Origin of the sequence: Pelagimonas varians, from assembly GCF_003208435.1 — a bacterium.
GTDB lineage: Bacteria > Pseudomonadota > Alphaproteobacteria > Rhodobacterales > Rhodobacteraceae > Pelagimonas > Pelagimonas varians.
This window is the reverse complement of sequence record NZ_QKMF01000019.1, coordinates 24412-44956: the sequence shown is the minus strand read 5'-3', so window position 1 is coordinate 44956 and position 20545 is coordinate 24412. Positions and strand designations below refer to the sequence as shown.

The 20545-nt window shown below is 54.9% G+C and carries 16 protein-coding genes; 6 read left to right on the top strand and 10 right to left on the bottom strand.

The genetic code is table 11. The features are described from left to right. Nucleotides 1-13: 13 nt before the first annotated feature. From C8N36_RS19685 to C8N36_RS19670, 4 genes are all read right to left on the bottom strand, one after another. Nucleotides 14-892, bottom strand: a complete 879-nt coding sequence (locus C8N36_RS19685; protein ID WP_097806425.1) for a F0F1 ATP synthase subunit gamma — start codon at nucleotides 890-892, stop codon at nucleotides 14-16. 12 nt (nucleotides 893-904) lie between these two features. Next, on the bottom strand, nucleotides 905-2443 hold the full coding sequence (gene atpA, locus C8N36_RS19680; RefSeq protein WP_097806424.1) for a F0F1 ATP synthase subunit alpha: 1539 nt from the start codon (nucleotides 2441-2443) through the stop codon (nucleotides 905-907). Then, nucleotides 2444-3010: a F0F1 ATP synthase subunit delta gene (locus C8N36_RS19675; protein WP_097806489.1), complete on the bottom strand. Its 567-nt coding sequence runs from the start codon at nucleotides 3008-3010 to the stop codon at nucleotides 2444-2446. A 437-nt stretch (nucleotides 3011-3447) separates the two neighbouring features. Continuing rightward, a complete protein-coding gene (locus C8N36_RS19670) occupies nucleotides 3448-4197 on the bottom strand; it encodes a class I SAM-dependent methyltransferase (RefSeq protein ID WP_097806423.1) in 750 nt (249 codons plus the stop codon). Nucleotides 4198-4259: 62 nt separating this feature from the next. Between C8N36_RS19670 and gloB the strand changes: the two genes are divergently transcribed. From gloB to C8N36_RS19655, 3 genes are all read left to right on the top strand, one after another. After that, complete coding sequence (gene gloB / locus C8N36_RS19665) at nucleotides 4260-5021, top strand: hydroxyacylglutathione hydrolase (RefSeq protein ID WP_097806422.1); 762 nt, start codon at nucleotides 4260-4262, stop codon at nucleotides 5019-5021. Between the two features lie 150 nt (nucleotides 5022-5171). Further along, on the top strand, nucleotides 5172-7502 hold the full coding sequence (clpA, locus tag C8N36_RS19660) for an ATP-dependent Clp protease ATP-binding subunit ClpA (RefSeq protein ID WP_097806421.1): 2331 nt from the start codon (nucleotides 5172-5174) through the stop codon (nucleotides 7500-7502). Further along, nucleotides 7502-8464 (top strand): M23 family metallopeptidase, encoded by a 963-nt coding sequence (locus C8N36_RS19655; protein WP_097806420.1) that lies wholly within the window; start codon nucleotides 7502-7504, stop codon nucleotides 8462-8464. Before clpA ends, C8N36_RS19655 begins: the two co-directional genes overlap by 1 nt. Before the next feature lie 6 nt (nucleotides 8465-8470). Here C8N36_RS19655 and C8N36_RS19650 read toward each other — a convergent pair whose 3' ends face one another. The 3 genes from C8N36_RS19650 to C8N36_RS19640 form a co-directional block, all read right to left on the bottom strand. Beyond that, nucleotides 8471-11098: a peptidoglycan -binding protein gene (locus C8N36_RS19650; RefSeq protein ID WP_097806419.1), complete on the bottom strand. Its 2628-nt coding sequence runs from the start codon at nucleotides 11096-11098 to the stop codon at nucleotides 8471-8473. 3 nt (nucleotides 11099-11101) lie between these two features. Continuing rightward, nucleotides 11102-12274 (bottom strand): biopolymer transporter ExbB, encoded by a 1173-nt coding sequence (locus tag C8N36_RS19645; RefSeq protein ID WP_097806418.1) that lies wholly within the window; start codon nucleotides 12272-12274, stop codon nucleotides 11102-11104. A 65-nt stretch (nucleotides 12275-12339) separates the two neighbouring features. Continuing rightward, nucleotides 12340-12870, bottom strand: coding sequence for a gamma-glutamylcyclotransferase (locus C8N36_RS19640; protein ID WP_097806417.1), 531 nt, complete (start codon nucleotides 12868-12870; stop codon nucleotides 12340-12342). A 64-nt stretch (nucleotides 12871-12934) separates the two neighbouring features. Between C8N36_RS19640 and C8N36_RS19635 the strand changes: the two genes are divergently transcribed. Both C8N36_RS19635 and C8N36_RS19630 read left to right on the top strand, forming a co-directional pair. Further along, entirely contained in the window at nucleotides 12935-13894 is a 960-nt protein-coding gene (locus C8N36_RS19635; protein WP_170125931.1) for a DUF2125 domain-containing protein, read from the top strand. A gap of 49 nt (nucleotides 13895-13943) precedes the next feature. Further along, entirely contained in the window at nucleotides 13944-15230 is a 1287-nt protein-coding gene (locus C8N36_RS19630) for an acetylornithine deacetylase/succinyl-diaminopimelate desuccinylase family protein (protein ID WP_097806415.1), read from the top strand. Nucleotides 15231-15306: 76 nt separating this feature from the next. Here the strand turns inward: C8N36_RS19630 and panC are convergent, their stop codons facing one another. Together panC and panB are read right to left on the bottom strand one after the other, a co-directional pair. Continuing rightward, nucleotides 15307-16149 (bottom strand): pantoate--beta-alanine ligase, encoded by an 843-nt coding sequence (gene panC, locus C8N36_RS19625; protein ID WP_097806414.1) that lies wholly within the window; start codon nucleotides 16147-16149, stop codon nucleotides 15307-15309. After that, nucleotides 16146-16979 carry a 3-methyl-2-oxobutanoate hydroxymethyltransferase gene (gene panB / locus C8N36_RS19620; RefSeq protein WP_097806413.1) on the bottom strand — a complete coding sequence of 278 codons (834 nt, stop codon included), beginning with the start codon at nucleotides 16977-16979 and terminating at the stop codon, nucleotides 16146-16148. The genes panC and panB overlap by 4 nt, the downstream gene beginning before the upstream one ends. 157 nt (nucleotides 16980-17136) lie before the next feature. Between panB and C8N36_RS19615 the strand changes: the two genes are divergently transcribed. Beyond that, nucleotides 17137-18609, top strand: a complete 1473-nt coding sequence (locus C8N36_RS19615; protein WP_097806488.1) for an ABC transporter substrate-binding protein — start codon at nucleotides 17137-17139, stop codon at nucleotides 18607-18609. A 4-nt stretch (nucleotides 18610-18613) separates the two neighbouring features. Here the strand turns inward: C8N36_RS19615 and C8N36_RS19610 are convergent, their stop codons facing one another. After that, nucleotides 18614-20233, bottom strand: coding sequence for a GMC family oxidoreductase (locus tag C8N36_RS19610; protein WP_097806487.1), 1620 nt, complete (start codon nucleotides 20231-20233; stop codon nucleotides 18614-18616). Nucleotides 20234-20545 lie beyond the last annotated feature (312 nt).

Genomic DNA, 20545 nt, shown 5'->3' with positions numbered 1-20545 from the left:
TCTACTCCGGTTCTTAGAGCGCCTCGGCGCCCGAAATAATTTCGATCAGTTCGTTCGTGATGACGGCCTGACGCGAACGGTTGTACTGGATGGTGAGACTATCGATCATGTCCCCAGCGTTCCGTGTTGCGTTGTCCATGGCCGACATCCGGGCGCCCTGTTCCGAGGCACCATTCTCAAGCAAGCCTGAGAAGATCTGTGTCGCCACACCACGTGGCAGCAGGTCAGCAAGAATGGCTTCTTCGTCGGGCTCATAGTCATAGAGCGTCGACGCACCATCATCGCTTCCGGTGCATTCATAAGCGGCCGGGATGATCTGCAGCGCAGTTGGGTCTTGGCTGATGACGGACTCGAACTTCGAGAAGAAGAGCGTCGCCACATCAAATTCGTCAGCATCAAAACGTGCCAAAACATCGCGGGCGATATCCTGAGCGTTGTTGTAGCCAAGACGTTTGACATCGGACAGGTCAACGTGGCCAACGAAATTCGCGGCGTAATCACGTTTCAGCTGTTCGCGGCCTTTTTTGCCAACAGTGAGAATTTTCACTGTTTTACCTTGGCCAAGCAGCAACTGGATGCGCGTCCGAGCCAATTTGACGATCGAGCTGTTAAAGCCCCCGCACAAACCGCGTTCGGAGGTCATGACCACCAGCAGCTGTACATCATCCTTGCCCGTACCGGCCAAAAGGCGCGGTGCGCTATCACTGGTGCCAACACCGGCAGCCAGCGATCCCATTACGGCATTGAAGCGCGCGGCGTAGGGCCGCGCAGCTTCTGCAGATTCCTGGGCGCGGCGCAGTTTTGCTGCCGCGACCATCTGCATAGCCTTGGTGATCTTGCGGGTCGATTTGACCGACTCGATCCTGGTTTTTAGATCCTTGAGATTCGGCATCTGTTCTCCCCCTTACGAGAAGTCAGCGGCGAAAGCATCCAGCGCAGCTTTGACCTTGTCCGCCAGCTCACCTTTAACCTTGCGGTCATTTTCGGTGATGTCTGCCAGCAAATCAGCGTTTTTGCCACGCAGGTGCGTAAGCAATCCAGCCTCATAACGACCCACGTCTTTCACGTCGACTTTGTCGAGGTAACCGTTGGTACCTGCAAAGATCACGATGACGATTTCGGCGTTGGTCAGCGGCGAATACTGTGCCTGCTTCATCAGCTCGGTCAGACGCGCACCACGTGCCAGCAGCTGCTGGGTTGCGGCGTCAAGGTCGGAACCGAACTGCGCAAAGGCAGCCATTTCGCGGTACTGGGCAAGACCCAGTTTAACCGGACCGGCAACCGAAGACATCGCTTTGGTCTGAGCCGAGGAGCCAACGCGCGAAACCGACAGACCGGTGTTCACAGCAGGACGGATACCTTGGTAGAACAGTTCGGTTTCCAAGAAGATCTGACCGTCGGTGATCGAAATCACGTTGGTAGGAATAAACGCGGAAACGTCACCACCTTGGGTTTCGATGATCGGCAGAGCGGTCAACGAACCCGAGCCATTGTCTTCGTTCAGCTTGGCCGAACGTTCCAGAAGGCGCGAATGGAGATAGAATACGTCACCAGGGTAAGCTTCGCGGCCTGGTGGGCGACGCAGAAGCAAGGACATCTGGCGATAAGAAACAGCCTGCTTGGAAAGGTCATCATAGATGATCAAAGCGTGGCGGCCATTGTCACGGAAGTGCTCGGCCATCGCGGTCGCGGCGTAGGGTGCCAAGAACTGCATAGGCGCTGGGTCAGAAGCCGTCGCAGCAACAACGATCGAATATTCAATCGCGCCGGATTCTTCGAGCTTTTTAACCAACTGGGCAACGGTCGAACGCTTTTGGCCGATCGCAACGTAAATACAGTACAGTTTCTTGTTTTCGTCGTCGCCAGCTGCGTCGTTGTAAGACTGCTGGTTCAAGATCGCGTCAAGAGCAACGGCAGTTTTGCCTGTCTGACGGTCACCAATGATCAGCTCGCGCTGGCCACGACCGATCGGGATCATCGCGTCAACGGCTTTGAGGCCAGTCGCCATCGGTTCGTGAACCGATTTCCGCGGGATAATGCCAGGTGCTTTCTGGTCCGCGATGCGGCGCTCAGATGTACCGATTGGGCCTTTGCCATCGATCGGGTTACCCAGACCGTCAACTACGCGACCAAGAAGTTCGTCACCGGCAGGAACATCCACGATGGAGTTCGTACGCTTAACTGTGTCGCCTTCTTTGATGTCACGGTCGGACCCGAAGATAACGATACCGACGTTGTCGGTTTCGAGGTTCAGGGCCATACCCATGATACCACCAGGGAATTCGACCATCTCGCCGGCCTGGATGTTATCAAGGCCGTGGACACGGGCAATACCGTCCCCCACGGAAAGCACACGACCAACCTCAGCAACTTCGGCATCTTGGCCAAAGTTTTTGATCTGGTCCTTTAGGATCGCAGAAATTTCTGCTGCTTGGATACCCATTTATCCGACCTCTTTCATTGCATTCTGGAGGGAGTTGAGCTTGGAGCGGATCGACGTGTCGATCATCTTCGAGCCCACCTTAACGACAAGACCGCCAATGAGGCTTTCATCAACGGTCGCTTTGATCTTAACGTCTTTGCCAACGCTTGCGGAAAGCGTTTCGGCAAGTTTGGAAGCCTGTGCGTCGGACAGCGCAGTTGCTGATGCAACATCTGCAGTCACTTCGCCTTTTTCATCGGCCAGCATGTCACGCAGCTTGGCGATCAAATGCGGCAGAACAAACAGACGGCGCTTTTCGGACATCAAGCCCAGCGCGTTGGTGACGGCCGGAATAAGGCCCATCTGGTTGGCAATTGCCGCCACAGCCTGACCTTGCGCTTCGCGGCTGTAGACCGGCGACGAAATCAAATCGCGAAGGTCGGCACTGTTATCCAGCGCAGCCGAAAGTTCATTCAGGTTAGCTTCGAGTTTGGGGAGATCATTCGTCTCCTTAACAATCTCGAAGATGGCGGTGGCATAGCGCACGGCAATGCCGGAGGAAATCGATGCAGATTCTGACACGTCCACCCTTTCGATATTCAGCCCCCGTGACGCGGCGGGAATCCGGCGCATCCGAGGGCAGTTCGAGCTCTTGGTTTGCACCAAGACACATAAATCGACGCGGATGTAACAGAGCTATTCGCACCTAGCAACATACTAAGGCATATTTACCTTTAGGGCTAAATTCATACAAATCAGACACTTGGCTCAAAGTGCGACTTTGTGCGCGCCTTCAACATGCATCTATTTTCGATATTTTAGAGAGAATCCCCCCCAAACGCCGATTTTTCGACCGTTCAGAACCCTGCTGGCCACACCTTGCCTGTGCCGTCTTTGGGGTGAAAAATCCTCTTTGGCGCGGTGGAAACCCGCATTTTCGAGGCTCCGAAAACACATAGTCAGCAAGCCGAAGTTCGCCTTCGACTCAAAAAGTCGTTTCAGTAGCCATCCAGACGTCTGCCGTATTAGGCTGGGCCTGCTACTTTTCCAGGCTTGGGGGTAAGAACATCAAGCGGATTGAGGACGCGCGCGGCTTCGCCCAAGCCCTTGTGACGAGGCGGGTGGCGCTTGGATGCGACGACCATAATAACACCGCCAGCCATAACCGCTGGAATGGCTCGGCCTGTCTGCTCCCAAAACGATCCGGTTTTCATCCAGAACCGCCGGTTTGATGGCGGTTGGTACAGCACCGACACATGTGCCTCTGGCATAAAGTCATGCCTCTTCAACTGCGCCTCCAATTGGCCAGAGGTATAGGGCCGCCCATAGCCAAAAGGCGTCTTATCGGCCCGCGCCCAAAGGCCTGTGCGATTTGGCACCACAAACAATGCTTTTCCACCGGGCCCCAAAACCCTGTAGGATTCTTCTAGAACTTCGGCAGGGTTTTGCGATGTCTCAAGTCCGTGCATCAAAATGAGCCTATCGACATGACCCGTCTCTAAAGGCCACAAAGCTTCTTCGCTCAGCACGCTGACATTTTGCATACCAGCAGGCCAGGGCATCACCCCCTGCGGCGCTGGCATCAATCCAACAACACGGCGCGCCGTCGGCAAGTAAGGCCTCAGCAATGGCACCGCAAAGCCATAGCCAGCCACAGTCTGACCTTTGGCTTCGGGCCAAAATGCCAATACTTGATTGCGAATGATTTTCTGAGCAGCACGCCCAAGCGCACTTCGATAATAGAAATCTCGCAGAACTTGTACGTCCAGATGCATTGCAGCCCCTCGGCGGATGCGTCACTCTGGGATCAGTTTGTCATTGCCCGCGAGGAAACACCATGCCCCTTGATATCGTTACCGTGCCCTGCCTCGATGATAATTATGCCTATCTGGTCAATGGTCCAGATGGTGTCGCGATCATTGACGCCCCCGAGGCCGCCCCGATTATCGACGCGCTAACCGCGCGCGGTTGGACGCCCGGCGTCATCATGTTGACACACCACCATTGGGATCATGTTCAAGCCGTTGACGAACTGAAAGCCAAATATGGGTGCATGGTCATGGGCCCCAAAGCCGAGGAAGACAAACTTCCAAAACTGGATTTCGCTTTGCCCGACTGCTTTTCTGGCGGCAATGGCGACGGGCTTTGCGAAGTTATTGCTGTTCCGGGGCATACGCTCGGCCATGTCGCCTTTCATTACCCCAAAGCCGGTGCTGTATTCACCGCTGACAGCCTAATGGCGCTTGGGTGCGGCCGCCTGTTCGAAGGCACGCCTGAAATGATGTGGGACAGCCTGTCGAAGCTTGCAGCGCTCCCACCCGAGACCATGGTTTATTCCGGCCATGAATACACACTGTCGAACGCGAAATTCGCGCTGTCTATTGACCCTGCGAATGCGCATCTTATCTCTCGTGTTCAAGATATCGAAACCCAAAGGTCCGCAAGCCAACCAACAGCGCAGGTTCCTTTGTCATTGGAATTGGCCACGAACCCCTTCTTGCGCGCCTCTGATCCGGGCCTGAAACAGAGCCTGGGGATGGAAGACGACAGCGACGTTGCGGTGTTCACCGAAATACGGGCCAGAAAGGACCGTTTTTAGCGGAAATAACGTCCGTTTTCGGGAATGACGATAAAAGTGACGTGCCCGAAGGAAGAAAAACCTTGAAGCTTGGCGGTAATCGACCAAACTTTAACTTTAAGAAGACATGCTACCAGTCAACGGCAGCGAATAAGCAAGAGGAGCACACCCGTGCCTTCATTCTCGAATACCCTTGAGCAGGCAATCCATGCGGCTTTGGCATTGGCCAATTCGCGCAGTCACGAATTCGCAACTCTGGAACACTTATTGTTGGCGCTGATTGATGAACCGGACGCGGTGCGGGTTATGAAGGCCTGTTCCGTCGACACCGATGAATTGCGCACCACACTGGTTGAATTTGTCGATGAAGATCTTGCTAATCTGGTCACTGACATCGAAGGGTCCGAAGCCGTACCAACCGCCGCCTTTCAGCGGGTGATCCAGCGCGCAGCAATCCATGTCCAATCATCGGGCCGAACCGAAGTAACCGGTGCGAATGTTCTCGTTGCCATCTTTGCTGAGCGCGAATCCAATGCCGCCTATTTCCTGCAAGAACAAGAAATGACCCGTTATGACGCGGTGAACTTTATTGCGCATGGGGTTGCCAAGAACCAAGCCTATGGCGAAAGCCGCCCGATTTCCGGCGCTGAGGACGAAGATGAGGCCCCTCATGTTGAGCCTCAGCAATCGAGCGTCGAAAAAGAAAGCGCGTTGGCCAAATACTGTGTGGACTTGAATGTCAAAGCTGGTGAGGGCGATATTGATCCCTTGATTGGTCGTGATTCAGAAGTTGAACGCTGCATTCAAGTGCTGTGCCGCCGCCGCAAGAACAACCCCCTTTTGGTGGGTGATCCCGGCGTGGGAAAAACCGCAATTGCCGAAGGTCTTGCACGCAAAATTGTTTCTGGTGAAACACCCGAAGTTTTGTCCAAAACCACCATCTATTCACTTGATATGGGTGCATTGCTGGCTGGCACGCGGTATCGCGGTGACTTCGAAGAGCGTCTAAAAGCCGTCGTGACCGAGTTGGAAGACCACCCAGATGCGGTCCTGTTTATTGATGAAATCCATACTGTTATCGGTGCTGGGGCTACATCTGGCGGCGCTATGGACGCGTCGAACCTGCTGAAACCAGCTTTGCAGGGCGGCAAATTGCGCACGATGGGATCAACCACATACAAAGAATTCCGTCAGCACTTTGAAAAGGACCGCGCGCTGAGCCGCCGGTTCCAGAAAATCGATGTGAAAGAGCCATCGGTCGAAGATACGGTGAAGATCCTCAAGGGTTTGAAACCCTATTTCGAGGAACATCACAGTGTGAAATACACCGCCGACGCAATCAAATCCGCTGTTGAGCTGGCAGCGCGTTATATCAACGACCGTAAGTTGCCCGACAAAGCAATTGATGTGATCGACGAAGCCGGTGCAGCCCAGCATCTGGTTGCCGAAAGCAAACGCCGCAAGACCATCGGAGCAAAAGAAATTGAAGCCGTGGTTGCCAAAATTGCGCGTATCCCGCCGAAAAACGTCTCTAAAGACGATGCGGAAATGCTCAAGGATCTGGAAAAAACCCTCAAGCGTGTGGTTTTTGGTCAAGACAAGGCGATCGACGCTTTGTCATCGGCCATCAAGCTTGCGCGGGCAGGCCTGAGAGAGCCTGAAAAACCCATCGGAAACTATCTCTTTGCCGGCCCCACCGGTGTTGGCAAGACCGAGGTGGCCAAGCAATTGGCTGACAACCTTGGCGTGGAATTGCTGCGTTTCGACATGTCTGAATACATGGAAAAGCATGCCGTTTCGCGGCTGATTGGTGCCCCTCCTGGCTATGTCGGGTTTGATCAGGGAGGTCAATTGACAGACGGGATCGACCAGCATCCACACTGTGTACTTTTGCTCGATGAAATGGAAAAAGCACATCCAGATGTGTACAACATCTTGCTGCAAGTGATGGATCATGGGTCTTTGACCGATCACAATGGTCGGACAGTGGACTTCCGCAATGTGATCTTGATTATGACATCGAACGCGGGCGCAACCGAGCAAGCAAAATCCGCGATAGGCTTTGGCCGAGATCGCCGTGAAGGCGAAGACACCGCTGCAATCGAGCGCACGTTTACACCGGAATTTCGCAACCGGCTGGACGCTGTTATCAGCTTCCAACCCTTGCCGAAGGGGGTCATTCTACAAGTAGTCGAAAAATTTGTGCTTCAACTCGAAGCACAACTGATGGACCGCGGCGTGTCGATTGAATTGACCACCCCGGCAGCAGAATGGCTCGCGAACAAAGGCTACGATGACAAAATGGGCGCGCGTCCACTGGGCCGGGTCATTCAAGAGTACATCAAAAAGCCGCTGGCAGAAGAATTGCTGTTCGGCAAGCTGACCAAAGGCGGCCTTGTGAAAGTGTCGGTCAAGAACGGAGAATTGGTTTTGAACCTCGAAGGTCCCGAAAAACCAAAAATCAGCACCAAGAAGAAGCCACCTTTGCTGACAGCTGACTGATGCGTGTTTCAGCCCTTGCCTTGGCCGGGGCAATTGCCGCCTGTGCTACTTATACCCAAGCGGAGGAGCTTCGCTTGGGTCTTCCTATTGAATGTGAAATTGGAATCAGCTGCCATATATCCGACTATGTGGATCACAACACACAGCCCGACGTTCAAACCGATCATGCCTGCAATTTCAATTCACGCGACGGGCATAAGGGGACAGATTTTGCTCTCGTCAGCTATGACGCCTATGAGCACGGAGTCGAAATCCGCGCTGCTGCAAATGGCACAGTGCGTGCCGTGCGTGACGAGATGCAAGACGACCGCTTGATGCGTGGTGTCACAGACCAAAACGCCTGTGGCAATGCAGTTGTGCTGGATCATTCAGATGGATGGCAAACGTGGTATTGCCATATGAAATTGGGGTCCATCGCAGTCCAGCCAGGCGACCAGGTTTCCCGAGGCGATGCATTGGGATTGGTAGGATTGTCCGGTCAGACAAATCACCCCCATCTACACTTTCAGCTTCTGCAAGGAACCGACCTTGTCGATCCATTTCAACCTGGCCCGTTAGATCAGTGTAAAGTGGATTCAGCCTCGATGTGGGAAGTTCCGATTCCATATACGCAGACCGGATTTCTGACCGCTGGTTTTTCAAATCAAGTACCAACTCTTAAGGCCGTGTCAGATGGCACAGCCCTTGCCGAACGCATTGCCAACAGTCAACCAATCGTCATGTTTATGAATGCTGCCTACGCAGAGCATGGTGATGTTTTGCGATTCTCGGCGCGCGGACCGGATGGCATTATTTTTGACCATGACATGATTTTGAAAAGTCCCAAAATTCAACAAATGCAGGCTTTTGGCCGCAAAGCCCCAGGAAACGGTTGGGCAACCGGCGACTACCTTGGCAATATCTGGCTAACCCGCAAGGGCAAAATAATTGCCCATCGGTTCACACATCTTGTTGTCGAATAGGCAAGTTTAGCGCTCTGTCAGCTTCAACTCGATCCGGCGATTTTGGGCCCGGGCTTCTGCAGAGTTTTCTGGATTAATCGGTTGGAATTCACCAAAACCGTTTGCTGCTAGACGCTTGGGTGAAATCCCGTAAGAATCTATCAACACTCGCACCACAGATAGGGCCCGTGCTTGGCTTAGCTCCCAGTTGTCCGTGAACTCCGCACCCGGGCGAACAGGTACATTGTCGGTGTGACCATCTACACGGATCACCCAATCGATCCCGTCAGGAATGTCATCAGAAATTGCTCGCAAGATATTGGCAACTTTGGAGATTTCACGCTTTCCGAGCGCTGACAATTCTGTTTCGCCCGGCGGGAACAACACCTCAGACGAAAAGACGAACCGGTCGCCCTCGATCCGCACGCCTTCGCGGGCACCGATGACATCGCGCAGACGTCCAAAGAATTCGGACCGGTATTTCTCTAAGTCTTTCTTCTCTTCTTCCAGACGCTTACGCTCAGCCTCTTCAAGTATGCGGCGTTTACGTTCCTCAGAAGCGACTCTTGCGATTGCAGCGTTGAGCTCTGACCCGAGATTTTGCAATTGTACCTGCGCTTGGATATCGCGCACCTTAGCATCATCCAAAATGGCTTGCAGTTCACCCAATTGCTGACGCAAGGCAGACACCTGTTGGTTCAGCAACTCCGCCTGTTTTTCAGCTTTGCTGGCACGCTCAACATTTAATGCGAGCTTTTCCCGTGCTTCCGACAACAAAACTTGTTTCTCTTCCGCTTCTGTCAGCTGCGCGTCCAAATCTGTTTCGGCAGATTTCTGAGCGGCCAACGCGGCGACCAGTTTGGCGCGAACGTCTTCAACGGATCCTTGCGCTTCGAGACGGGCCGCCAAGGCCGCAGCCAAGCGTTCTTCCAGAGATCGACTGTCGTCGTCTTGCTGAAGTGCACGTGCCTCGGCGACCGCCACGGCCTGACGCAATTGAGCAATCATCGAATCGCGGCTGGCATCGCGGGCTCGGGCAGCATCAAGTTCTATCTGCAACCGAAGCGCACGATTGCGCGCCGCAACAAGTTCAGCCTCTCCTGCAGCCTGCCCGCTAAGCGATGAGAGTTGCGCGGCAAGCGACACATTTTCACCCTGCAAGGCTTCGATCCTGGCCAACCGTTCGTCTGCCCGCTTTTGGGATGCGTCCAATTCGGACTGCAGTTTTGCCGCCCTGCCCTGAAGTTCGACATAGCGTGCATCGCCAATATCGCCGCGATCCTGTGAGGCCTGCAGTTGCGCCGCCAATTCCGCAGCTTGCGCATCGAGACGATCCAGACCTGCCTGCGCGTCGGCAAATTTTGATTGCGCATCCTGCACCGCAGTTTCCAGATTTTGGCGATCTGTTTCAGCGGCTTGCAAGGCTGCCGAGACGTCCACAACCTGCCCTTCTGCGGCAGACAATTGCATTACCAAATCGGAATTTCGGGCTTCTAAGCTGTCTAACTCGGCCCGCAGGCTGTCCGCCTGATCCAGCTGGGCCAAAGCAGCGGCCAGCTGTGCAGACAAATCCGACAAACGAGTTTCAGCTACACCGCTGTTTTGCTGCGCCGCTTGCAATGCACGATCGGTTTCGGACCGGGCTTTTTGCTCATCACTCAAGGCCGCTTCGGCTTGTTGGCGGGCCGCTTGCTCAGCGTTCAATTCCGCCCGCAGGGCAACCAAACGGTCGCTGACATCCGTGCCTTGGGCCCGGACATCTGCAAGGGTCGCCTCCAATGCGCGCTTCTCGGCTTCCGCAGTATCTAACTGCGCTTGCAAATTGATCGCTTGAGTCTCGCCCGCTATCAGCGCCGCTGCCAGTTGCGCATTCAAACCCACTTCAGCTTCTCTTGCAGCCGCCAAAAGCGTCAACGTTTCCTCGGCGCGTTTACGTTCTTCCTCCAATGCAAGGGACATCGATGTCAGTTCGGCACCGGCATTCTCAAGCTCATTGCGCAACAACTCTGCTGCCTTGGCTTCTGCAAGACGCTGCGCTTCTTCGTCTGTCAGCGCTTTTTGCGTTTCATCCAATTGCGAGGTCAAAGACCCGATTTCAGTCTCTTGGTCGGCTGCTTTGGCCTGAAGATCCGCCAAAACAGCCTCAAGCGCCTCGCGTTTCGCTGCCGCAAGTTTGGCCGTTTCGATCTGCGCATCGATTTCAGACCGAGCCGTTCCCAAAGCAACCGTCAGATCGTCTTTCTCTGCCAAAAGCCCTGCGACCTGTTCTTCAAAGGAAACGATTTTGCTGCTGGCCTCGTCTAGATCCGCTGCTTGCCGATCGCGTGTGGCCGTTAAGGACGCAATGATCTGTTCTTGTTCCGACAAACGAGCTTGATTGGTATTCAAAGACGCCTGCAGTTCACCCAACTCATTGGTAAGCGCGGTATTCTGGCGCTCTTGCACACCCAAGGCCTGAGCCAGCGCCGCAACCTCAGATGCGAGGGTATTCAGTTCGGTTTCTTGCCCGGTGATCGTTTCGCGCAGCACAAATTGCACCGCCATAAAGATCGACAACACAAAGGTCAGGACCAACAAAAGCCCAGTCATTGCATCCACAAATCCCGGCCAGATCGAGGCCTGAAGACGGGCTCCGGTACGGCGGGACAAGGCCATGGGTTACTCCTCGCCCTGACGCGGACGGGTGGCTTGGCCCAACTTGCGGCCCAGCGCCGCCAAATCCGTGCGCAGCTCTGCCATGCTTTCTTGGCGGCCGGCCGCAATCTCTTCCAGAATCCGCAACATTTGCACGTCGATGGAACGAAGCCGCATCCGGCTTTCTGCGTCCAGCCCTTCGCTGCTTTCTTTTTCCCTAATCGCCTCGGCAAGCAGCTCTTGGCCTTCGGCAATCCGCGCCATGGAGTTTGCCGTGGGCGCAGTCGCCTCAATCCGCTCAGTCAAACGTTCAAGCGAATCCGCCAGCTGTGCCAATCGGTTGTCCACATCCGCCCGTCCCTGTTCAGACCGCGCAAACAGCAATTGCAAGCGTTCCATTTGGTCCGCCATTTTGTCCAAAACGATGCCAGCGGCACCTAAATCAGGCCCCTCGCCGTCGCCCGATGAAAAGCCCAATTTGGTGATCGAGCTTAGCCATTCTTCAAGTTCCCGATAGAACCGGTTTTGACCGTGGCCCGCGAACAGCTCAAGCAAGCCAACAATCAAAGAACAGGCTAGTCCCAAAAGAGACGACGCAAAGGCAACGCCCATCCCGCCCAATTGGCTTTCAAGACCGGTCATCAAGCGATTGAAAACTGCAACACCTTCTTCGCCTTCTTGCGGGGCAAGGCCGCGAATCGTATCGACCAATGCCGGAACGGTGGTCGCCAACCCATAGAATGTTCCCAACAAGCCAAGGAAGATCAGCAAAGATACGATGTAGCGAGTGATTTCACGTGCTTCGTCAATCCGGGTCGCAACAGAATCAAGGATAGACCGCGTCGAGGCCGTGTTGATTTGCATCCGGCGATCGTGACGCCCCAGCAGGGTCGCCAAGGGGGCCAACAGCAATGGAGCTTTGGCGCGCATCCCTTGGTCGCCAGGTTTGGCAAACTGCATGATCCAGCGCACTGAATACATCAGCTGCACCACCTGCCAGAAACAGGCCAGCACACCAATAACAAAGACAAAGAAGATAAAGCCGTTCAGCTCAGGGTTGGATTCGAATACCGGCAGCACCCGCGGCAGCGCTACAAAAGCGCCCGCAATGGATAGCCCCAAAACCGCCAGCATAAGAACGACTTGGCGGATCGGTTGCGAAAAATACGGCTCGGCCTGTAGGTCGGGCTTGTCCATCGGACTCCTGACGCCTTTGTTGTGTTATCGAGAGCCTAATCAATTAGATACGTTTCGCCAAGCTCTTATGCACGCAGGTCTTTGACCCGCTGCGTCAACCAATGCAAATCCGCATCAGGGACACCCAATTCGTCCAAATGTGCAGCAGTATTGTAAAGATATTCGCAATTCGGGCCGCGCCCGCCATCGGCCTTGGCAATGATTTGCGCCTGCCGTTCCAACGACAATTCACCGGTGTATTGGACATGATCGCGATCAATCACATAGGAAACCGCTTCGGCTGTGCGGCCATCTTGCAAATCCACCTGCAAAAACCGCTCTAGATAGGCGGCAGAGACCAATTCCCGTTCGCGCAAGTATTCCAGCGCGGCCTCTTCAGTCCCCGGTGCTGCCCGCAATGCCAACCCGTCACAGGCCGCAGCGGGATGTTCATCCAGCGCCAAGACGAGACCGGGAAGGTCTTCGGTCCCGCGATGGTGGATCGAGTACATGCAAAAACTGCGCGTATAGCCAGTCAGGCGTGCCGGTTGGCTTTCCACCACCTCAAACCCAGGATTCCATAAAAGTGACGCGTAGCCGAATACCCAAAGTGTCATGGTCTGGTCCTTGTTGAATGACCGCTGTAAACACCATCATGTGCGGCGGGAAAAGGGGGCACCTATGAAACGGCTGATCTTGGTTGTTGTTCTGGCTGCATCAGCTTGGGCAAGTTGGTGGTTTTGGTCGGCGCAAACCGTCAAAGGCGATATAGAAGCCTGGTTTAACGCGCGCGAAGCTGATGGTTGGGTTGCGAGCTACAGTGATTTGGCCGTTCGCGGTTTTCCCAACCGGTTGGACGTCACCATCAGCGATATTGCCTTGGCAAACCCCAACACCAACGCCCTTTGGGAGGCCGATTTCATCCAAATTTTTGCTCTGACCTACAAACGGGACCACAAGATTGTAATTTTCCCCGAGGTTCAGACGGTCACAGCCGCTGGAAAAACCTATGAAATCACCAGCGATGGGTTGCGGGCCAGCCTTGTGTTCACCGACGAGGGGATAATTGACCGGCTGAACGCAGAAGCCGATGTTTTGAACTGGCACGGCGTCGCCATCGCCAATGCAAAGGCCGCGCTGCTGCGGCAGGACGAAAAGCTCTATCAATTTGGATTTGTTGCCGATTCAATAGCCCGCGCCGAAGGCAAACTTACCCCGCTGGCTGAGGGCCGCGTCGACAACACCCAAATCAATACCGTGATCACCTTTGACAAAGACTGGACCGCATCAGCATTGCAAGACGGCCGCCCGCAACCCGAACATATCGATGTGTCCTTGATGTCCTATAAGCTGGCTGTGCTCGATCTGGATCTCGCCGGGGATTTGACAATCGCCCCTACCGGACGGGCTTCGGGCAAGCTGACCTTGAGGGCGGTGAATTGGCAAAGCGCGTTAGAACAAGCGCGGCTGGACCAACATCTTCCGGGCAGCATCACCGAAAAGCTGGTTCAGGGCTTGTCCATCGTGGCAGGCCTCAAAGGGCGCACCGACACTTTGGACCTGCCATTGACGCTGCAAAACGGGCAAATGTCCTTGGGATTGATCCCGCTCGGGCCTGCGCCCCTGTTTCAAATGCCATAGGGGTTGCATCACCCGCACTTCGTGTAAACACTCCGGTTTCGGAGGCAACATGAGCAACAATGATTTTCAGGCGATCAGCAGCAGGATAGACGGCAAGCGCGATGATTTGATCGCATTGACCCAAGAATTGATCCGCATCCCGACCTTGAACCCGCCTGGAGAAAACTATCGCGACATATGCGAATACTTATCCAAGCGTCTGGAGAATAAAGGATTTTCTTGCACTTTAGTGCGTGCCTTTGAGGCACCCGGAGACAGTGACCGCTATCCACGCTGGAATATGGTTGCCCGCCGCGAAGGGGCATCCTCCGGCGATTGCGTCCACTTTAATTCCCACACAGATGTGGTCGAAGTCGGCCACGGCTGGACACGCGATCCCTTTGGCGGTGCGCTGGAAGATGGCCGGATTTATGGGCGCGGTGCCTGCGACATGAAAGGCGGGCTTGCCTCATCAATCATCGCAGCAGAAGCCTTTATCGAAGCGCACCCGGACTATAGGGGCGCTATCGAAATCAGCGGCACCGCGGATGAAGAATCTGGCGGCTATGGCGGCGTCGCCTATTTGGCCGAGCAGGGATATTTTGACCCCAAACGTGTGCAGCATGTGATCATCCCGGAGCCGTTGGGGCACGATCGGATTTGCCTTGGCCATCGCGGTGGATGGTGGGCAGAAATCGAAACCAAGGGTGAAATTGCCCATGGCTGCATGCCCTTTCTGGGCGATTGCGCGGTACGACACATGGCGGCGGTTCTGGATACGTTTGAGGAAAAATTGTACCCGGCCATGGCCGCGCGTTGGACAGATATGCCGGTGATCCCCGACGGTGCACGACAATCAACGATGAACATCAATTCCATCCACGGCGGTCAGCCGGAACAACCCGCTGATTACACAGGCCTGCCTGCGCATTGTGTGCCTGACAGTTGCAGGATCGTGATTGATCGGCGGTTTTTGATCGAAGAAGGGATTGATGCCACGCAGACCGAAATTGTCGGCCTTTTGGATGATCTGAAAACCAACCGCCCGGGGTTTGACTATGAATTGCGCGAAATCAACCGTGTGATCCCTTCTATGACAGCCAAAGATGCGCCTGTTGTGGAAACAGTCAGCGCAGCCATTCGAGATGTTTTAGGTCAGGACCCCGACTATGTCGCCTCGCCCGGCAGTTATGACCAAAAGCATATAGACCGGATCGGGACGCTAAAGAATTGCATCGCCTACGGCCCCGGTGATCTGGAAATGGCCCACAAGCCTGACGAATTTATTGAGGTTGGCGATATGCTGGACAGCGCCAAAGTCATGGCCCGCAGCTTGCAAAAACTACTGCTGTCTTAGCGTTGCGGGATGGTGGGTGGGGCGATTTTTGGCCTCGCCAAAACAGCGGCTTGCCAACGGCAAGCCCACCCACCTTTCACACTGCGATATTGTCGATCAGCCTAACGCCCGCCAACCAGACGGCCGCCAATAGTCGCGCAGGTCGCGTCGGGGTCTCAAGCAGGCTCAGGTCATCGCAGGCGCGCAGGTCAAGATATTCCACCTTATTGAAGCCTGCCGCCAATATCCGTTTTTCCGCATCAGCTTTCAACTCGGCCAACGTTTGACCCGCCCGCAACCCATCTGCCATATCCTCCATGGTTTCGCTGAGCACAGGTGCCTTGATACGAGCACGGTCTGACAACAAGAGATTGCGCGACGACATTGCCAATCCATCTTCTTCCCGAATTGTCGGGCATCCAACAACCTTGGTCATCAAATCCAAATCAACTGCCAACCGTGTCACCACCTGCAATTGCTGGAAATCCTTTTCGCCAAAAAACGCCTGATCGGCACGGGTCTGGGTGAAAAGCTTGGTCACAACCGTCGCAACACCGTCAAAATGGCCCGGCCGATGGGCCCCGCACAGCACTTCGGTCAGCCCTGAAATTGAAATGTTTGTGGCAAAGCCAGCCGGATAAATTTCATCTGGCCCCGGAACATAAACCATATCCACGCGGTGATGGGACAGCTTTTGCGCATCCTCATTCTCTGTGCGGGGATAATTTTCCAAATCCTCCGGATTATTGAACTGCTTGGGGTTCACAAAAATCGTCACAATCACCCGATCACACGCCTCTTCAGCAGCGCGAACAAGACTCAGGTGCCCCTGATGCAACGCTCCCATCGTTGGCACAACACCCACGGTTTCACCTGCTGCTTTCCAATTCGCAACCTGTGCGCGCAACTCTGCCTTTGTTCGGACAATAGGCGGGATCATTTGTTTTTCTCCGGCAACGTATCCGCAAACAAATGCTCAACCGCAGGAAACTCGCGCGCGCGCACCTCGCGGGCGTATTCGGCAAAAGCCGCCTCTGCATCCGCACCCAGATTTGCGTAGCGTTTGACGAATTTCGCTTTGAAGGCTGTGAACAATCCAATCATGTCGTCCACAACCAAAATCTGCCCGTCGCAGCCTGCCGATGCCCCGATTCCAATCGTCGGAATCGCAACCGCTGCTGTCACTGTGTCCGCCAGCGTCGCGGGCACTTTTTCCAAAACCACGGCAAAGGCCCCGGCCTCGGAAACTGCCTGCGCGTCTGCCAGTAAAGCGTCGCCAGCATCGCCGCGCCCTTGTACCTTGTACCCGCCTAATGTGTTGATCGATTGCGGAGTCAGCCCGATATGCGCCATCACCGGAATGCCGCGCGCCACTAGAAACGCGATGGTTTCAGCCATTGTCACGCCGCCCTCAAGTTTGACCGCTGCCGCGCCGGTTTCAGACATGATCCGCGCTGCATTGCGAAACGCTTGCTGTGGGCTTTCTTCGTATGATCCGAAAGGCATATCAACGACCATCATCGCGCTGGACAATCCCCGCGCCACGGCCTGCCCGTGCATGATCATCATCTCCATCGTCACACCCAAGGTCGAAGGCAAGCCGTGCAACACCATTCCAACGCTGTCGCCAACCAGAACGAAATCGCAATGTGCGTCCATCAGTTCTGCCATCTGCGTTGTATACGCGGTCAGGCTGACCAGCGGTTCGCCCCCCTTGCGGGCCCGAATATCATCCGGCATCGGGGCCCGTTTCTTTGCAGTCGCGCTCATATCAGCATCCTCCACGCAAGAATATTTCGCGACGGTGTATCAGTCGCTGCGATGCAGAACCAGAGTGGATTGTGCGACAGAGGCTTGATTACCGCGCGTTTCGCGGGAACACTCACCGTTAAGCGCCCAAAAACTGGCGCAGTGTAGGGAGACCATGATGACACATTTTCGCAAAGCCCTGTTGGCTGCGACCTTTCTAGCTGGCGCTGCACAGGCCCAGCAAACCGATCTGACCATCGCCATTCAGCTAGAACCACCGCATTTGGATCCGACATCTGCAGCCGCCGGTGCCATCGACAGCGTTCTATACTCAAACGTCTTCGAAGGTCTGACACGTTTCACCGAAACCGGTGCCGTGGTGCCCGGCCTGGCCAAAAGCTGGACAATCAGTGACACCGGCTTGATCTACACCTTTACCCTGCAAGGCGGCGTGATTTTTCATGACGGGACCAGCATGAACGCAGGCGATGTCAAATTCAGCTTGGATCGGGCCCGCGCCGAAGACAGCGCCAATGCCCAAAAGGCGCTTTTCGCCGGAATTGCCGAAGTGAATGTTGTCGACCCGATGGTGGTCGAAGTCATCCTATCCGCGCCCGACGGAAATTTTCTGTTCAATATGGCTTGGGGGGATGCTGTGATCGTCGCGCCCGAATCCATTGAGGGCATTAAGCAGACCCCGATTGGCACCGGTCCTTTCAAGTTCGCCGAATGGAAACAGGGCGACAGCATTAAACTGACCCAGAATGACGCCTACTGGGGCGAAAAACCCGCTCTGACAGAGGCGACTTTCAAGTTTATCTCTGACCCGACCGCCGGTTTTGCCGCGATGATGGCCCAAGACATTGATGCGTTTGCGGGCTATCCGGCCCCCGAAAACCTGCCACAGTTTGAAGCAGACCCAAGGTTTCAGGTGCTTGTTGGATCGACCGAAGGTGAAACAATTCTCTCAACCAACAACCTCTTGCCGCCACTCGACAATGTCCTTGTCCGCAAGGCCATCGCCCATGCAATCAACCGGCAAGATATCATCGACGGGGCTATGTTTGGTCTGGGCACCCCGATCGGCACCCATTTCGCCCCGCATAACCCAGCCTATGTCGATCTGACCGGCAACTCGAATTATGATCCCGAAAAGGCCAAAGCCCTGCTTGTCGAAGCAGGCCTGCCGGACGGGTTTACCACCACGCTCAAATTGCCACCTCCATCCTACGCCCGCCGCGGCGGTGAAATCATTGCTGCCCAACTGCGCGACGTCGGTATCCAGACGGAAATCAGCAATTTGGAATGGGCCCAATGGCTGGAAGAAGTGTTCCGTGGCAAGGATTTCGGCCTGACCATTGTCAGCCACACGGAACCTTTTGACATCGGGATCTACGCGCGGCCCGAATACTATTTCCAGTATGACAATGCTGATTTCCAAGCCTTGATGACCGAGCTAACCGGCACAACAGATGAAACCGCCCGCGCCGATCTGATGGCAAAGGCGCAGACCATCATCTCCGAGGATTATGTGAACGGCTACCTGTTTCAACTGGCCTATCCAACAGTCGCAGATGCCCGCCTTGAGGGGTTATGGCTCAATCAGCCGACACAAGCCACGGATTTGACCGGCGTGCGCTGGACTGAATAAGCAGTTAGGACTTGGCGGCGGCGCGTATCATGTCCGCCGCCTTTTCCGCGATCATGATAACCGGTGATGCCGTGTTGCCCGACACGATTTTCGGCATGATCGACGCATCAACCACCCGCAACCCCTGTAGCCCGTGCACCCGCAATTGCGTGTCCACAACTGCGTGTTCATCACTGCCCATTTTGCAGGTGCCAACGGGATGGAAAATTGTGGTGGCAATATCGCCAACGGATTTCAACAAATCCTCTTCACTGTGAACGGATGGTCCCGGAAGGATTTCCTCCGGCTCATATTGCGCCAAAGCTTTGGCGGTCATGACTTGGCGCGCTTGTTTTACAGAGTTCACCGCAACGGCCTTGTCTCGCTCTGTGGACAGGTAATTAAGCTTGATATCGGGCTGTGTTTCGACATCAGCGGTTTGGATGTGACTGGCCCCCACACTTTCAGGACGCAAGTTACAAACGGACATGGTGATCGCGGGAAACGGATGCAGCGGATCGCCCAATCTATCTGTGGAAAGCGGCTGTACATGATATTCCAAATCCGGTGTTTCCAAAGCCGGATCGGACTTGGTGAACATCCCGAACTGACTGGGTGCCATCGACATCGGGCCGGTTTGCATCATTGCATATTGCAAACCAATCTTGGCCTTGCCGATCAGACTATTGGCCATGGTATTCAAAGTTTTGGCGTTTTTGACTTTGTATACGGTTCTGATTTGCAAGTGATCCTGAAGGTTTTCACCCACGCCGCTTTTTGCGTGTTTGGTTTCGATCCCGTGTTTGGACAAAACGTCAGGCCGACCAATGCCGGACAGCTCCATGATTTTAGGAGAATTGATCGAGCCCGCCGCCAGCAAGACTTCGGCCTGCGCAGTGGCAACCTTTAGCTGCCCCTTGTGGCGAAATCGGACACCGGTCACTCGCGTGCCCTCCAGCACCAGAGTTTCCGTTTCGGCATGGGTTAGAACCCGCAGGTTGGGGCGCTTTTGCGCCGGCCGCAGGAATGCCTTGGCCGTATTCCAACGCACACCCGCCTTTTGGTTCACCTCAAAGAAACCGGACCCTTCGTTGTTGCCATCATTGAAATCGGGCCGTGGCTGGATGCCAAATTCTTTCGCCCCCTCCTGAACGGCTCCCAGAATTTCCCATTCGACCCGCTGTTTGGTGACCTTCCATTCGCCGCCACCGCGATGCATGTCGCTGTTACCTTGGTGATGATCTTCGGACTTCAAAAAATAGGGCAACACATCATCCCAGCCCCAGCCGGTATTGCCCATCTGACGCCAGATATCATAATCCGCCGCCTGCCCGCGCATGTAAATCATACCGTTGACCGAGGTGCAGCCGCCCAGAACCTTGCCGCGCGGATAGACCAGTGACCGGCCGTTCAAGCCCGGCTCTTCGGCTGTTTTCATCATCCAGTCGGTGCGTGGATTGCCAATGCAGTACAGGTATCCCACCGGGATATGCACCCAGTGGTAGTTATCTGAACCCCCAGCCTCAAGCAGCAGCACCCGACATTTTGGGTCTTCACTCAGGCGGTTGGCCAGAACGCAGCCAGCAGTCCCCGCACCCACGATAATATAGTCGAAATCGCCGTCCAAAACTGTTGCATGCGCCATGCTGCCTCCCCGCTCGCCCACCATGTCGCAAGCCTTTTGGGGATACAAAGCCCTTTCGAAAGAAAGGTCAACGGGAGCCCCAACGCCCTTCCCTCTTTGCGGATAAACAATGAGCGCCTGCACCATCTTGCCCCACAACAACTGGCATCGATGTGTTCAAATCAGCCAGAGCGTTTCAACATTATAAAACAAGGCAAAGTTGACTGTTATTGCACAGCGGATGCCTATACGGTCTGCCATCATTGCCGAAGTCCAGAAAGTGAGATTCGCAACCGCGCCACGTCAAAAATGGATGCGTACACGCATGTGAGA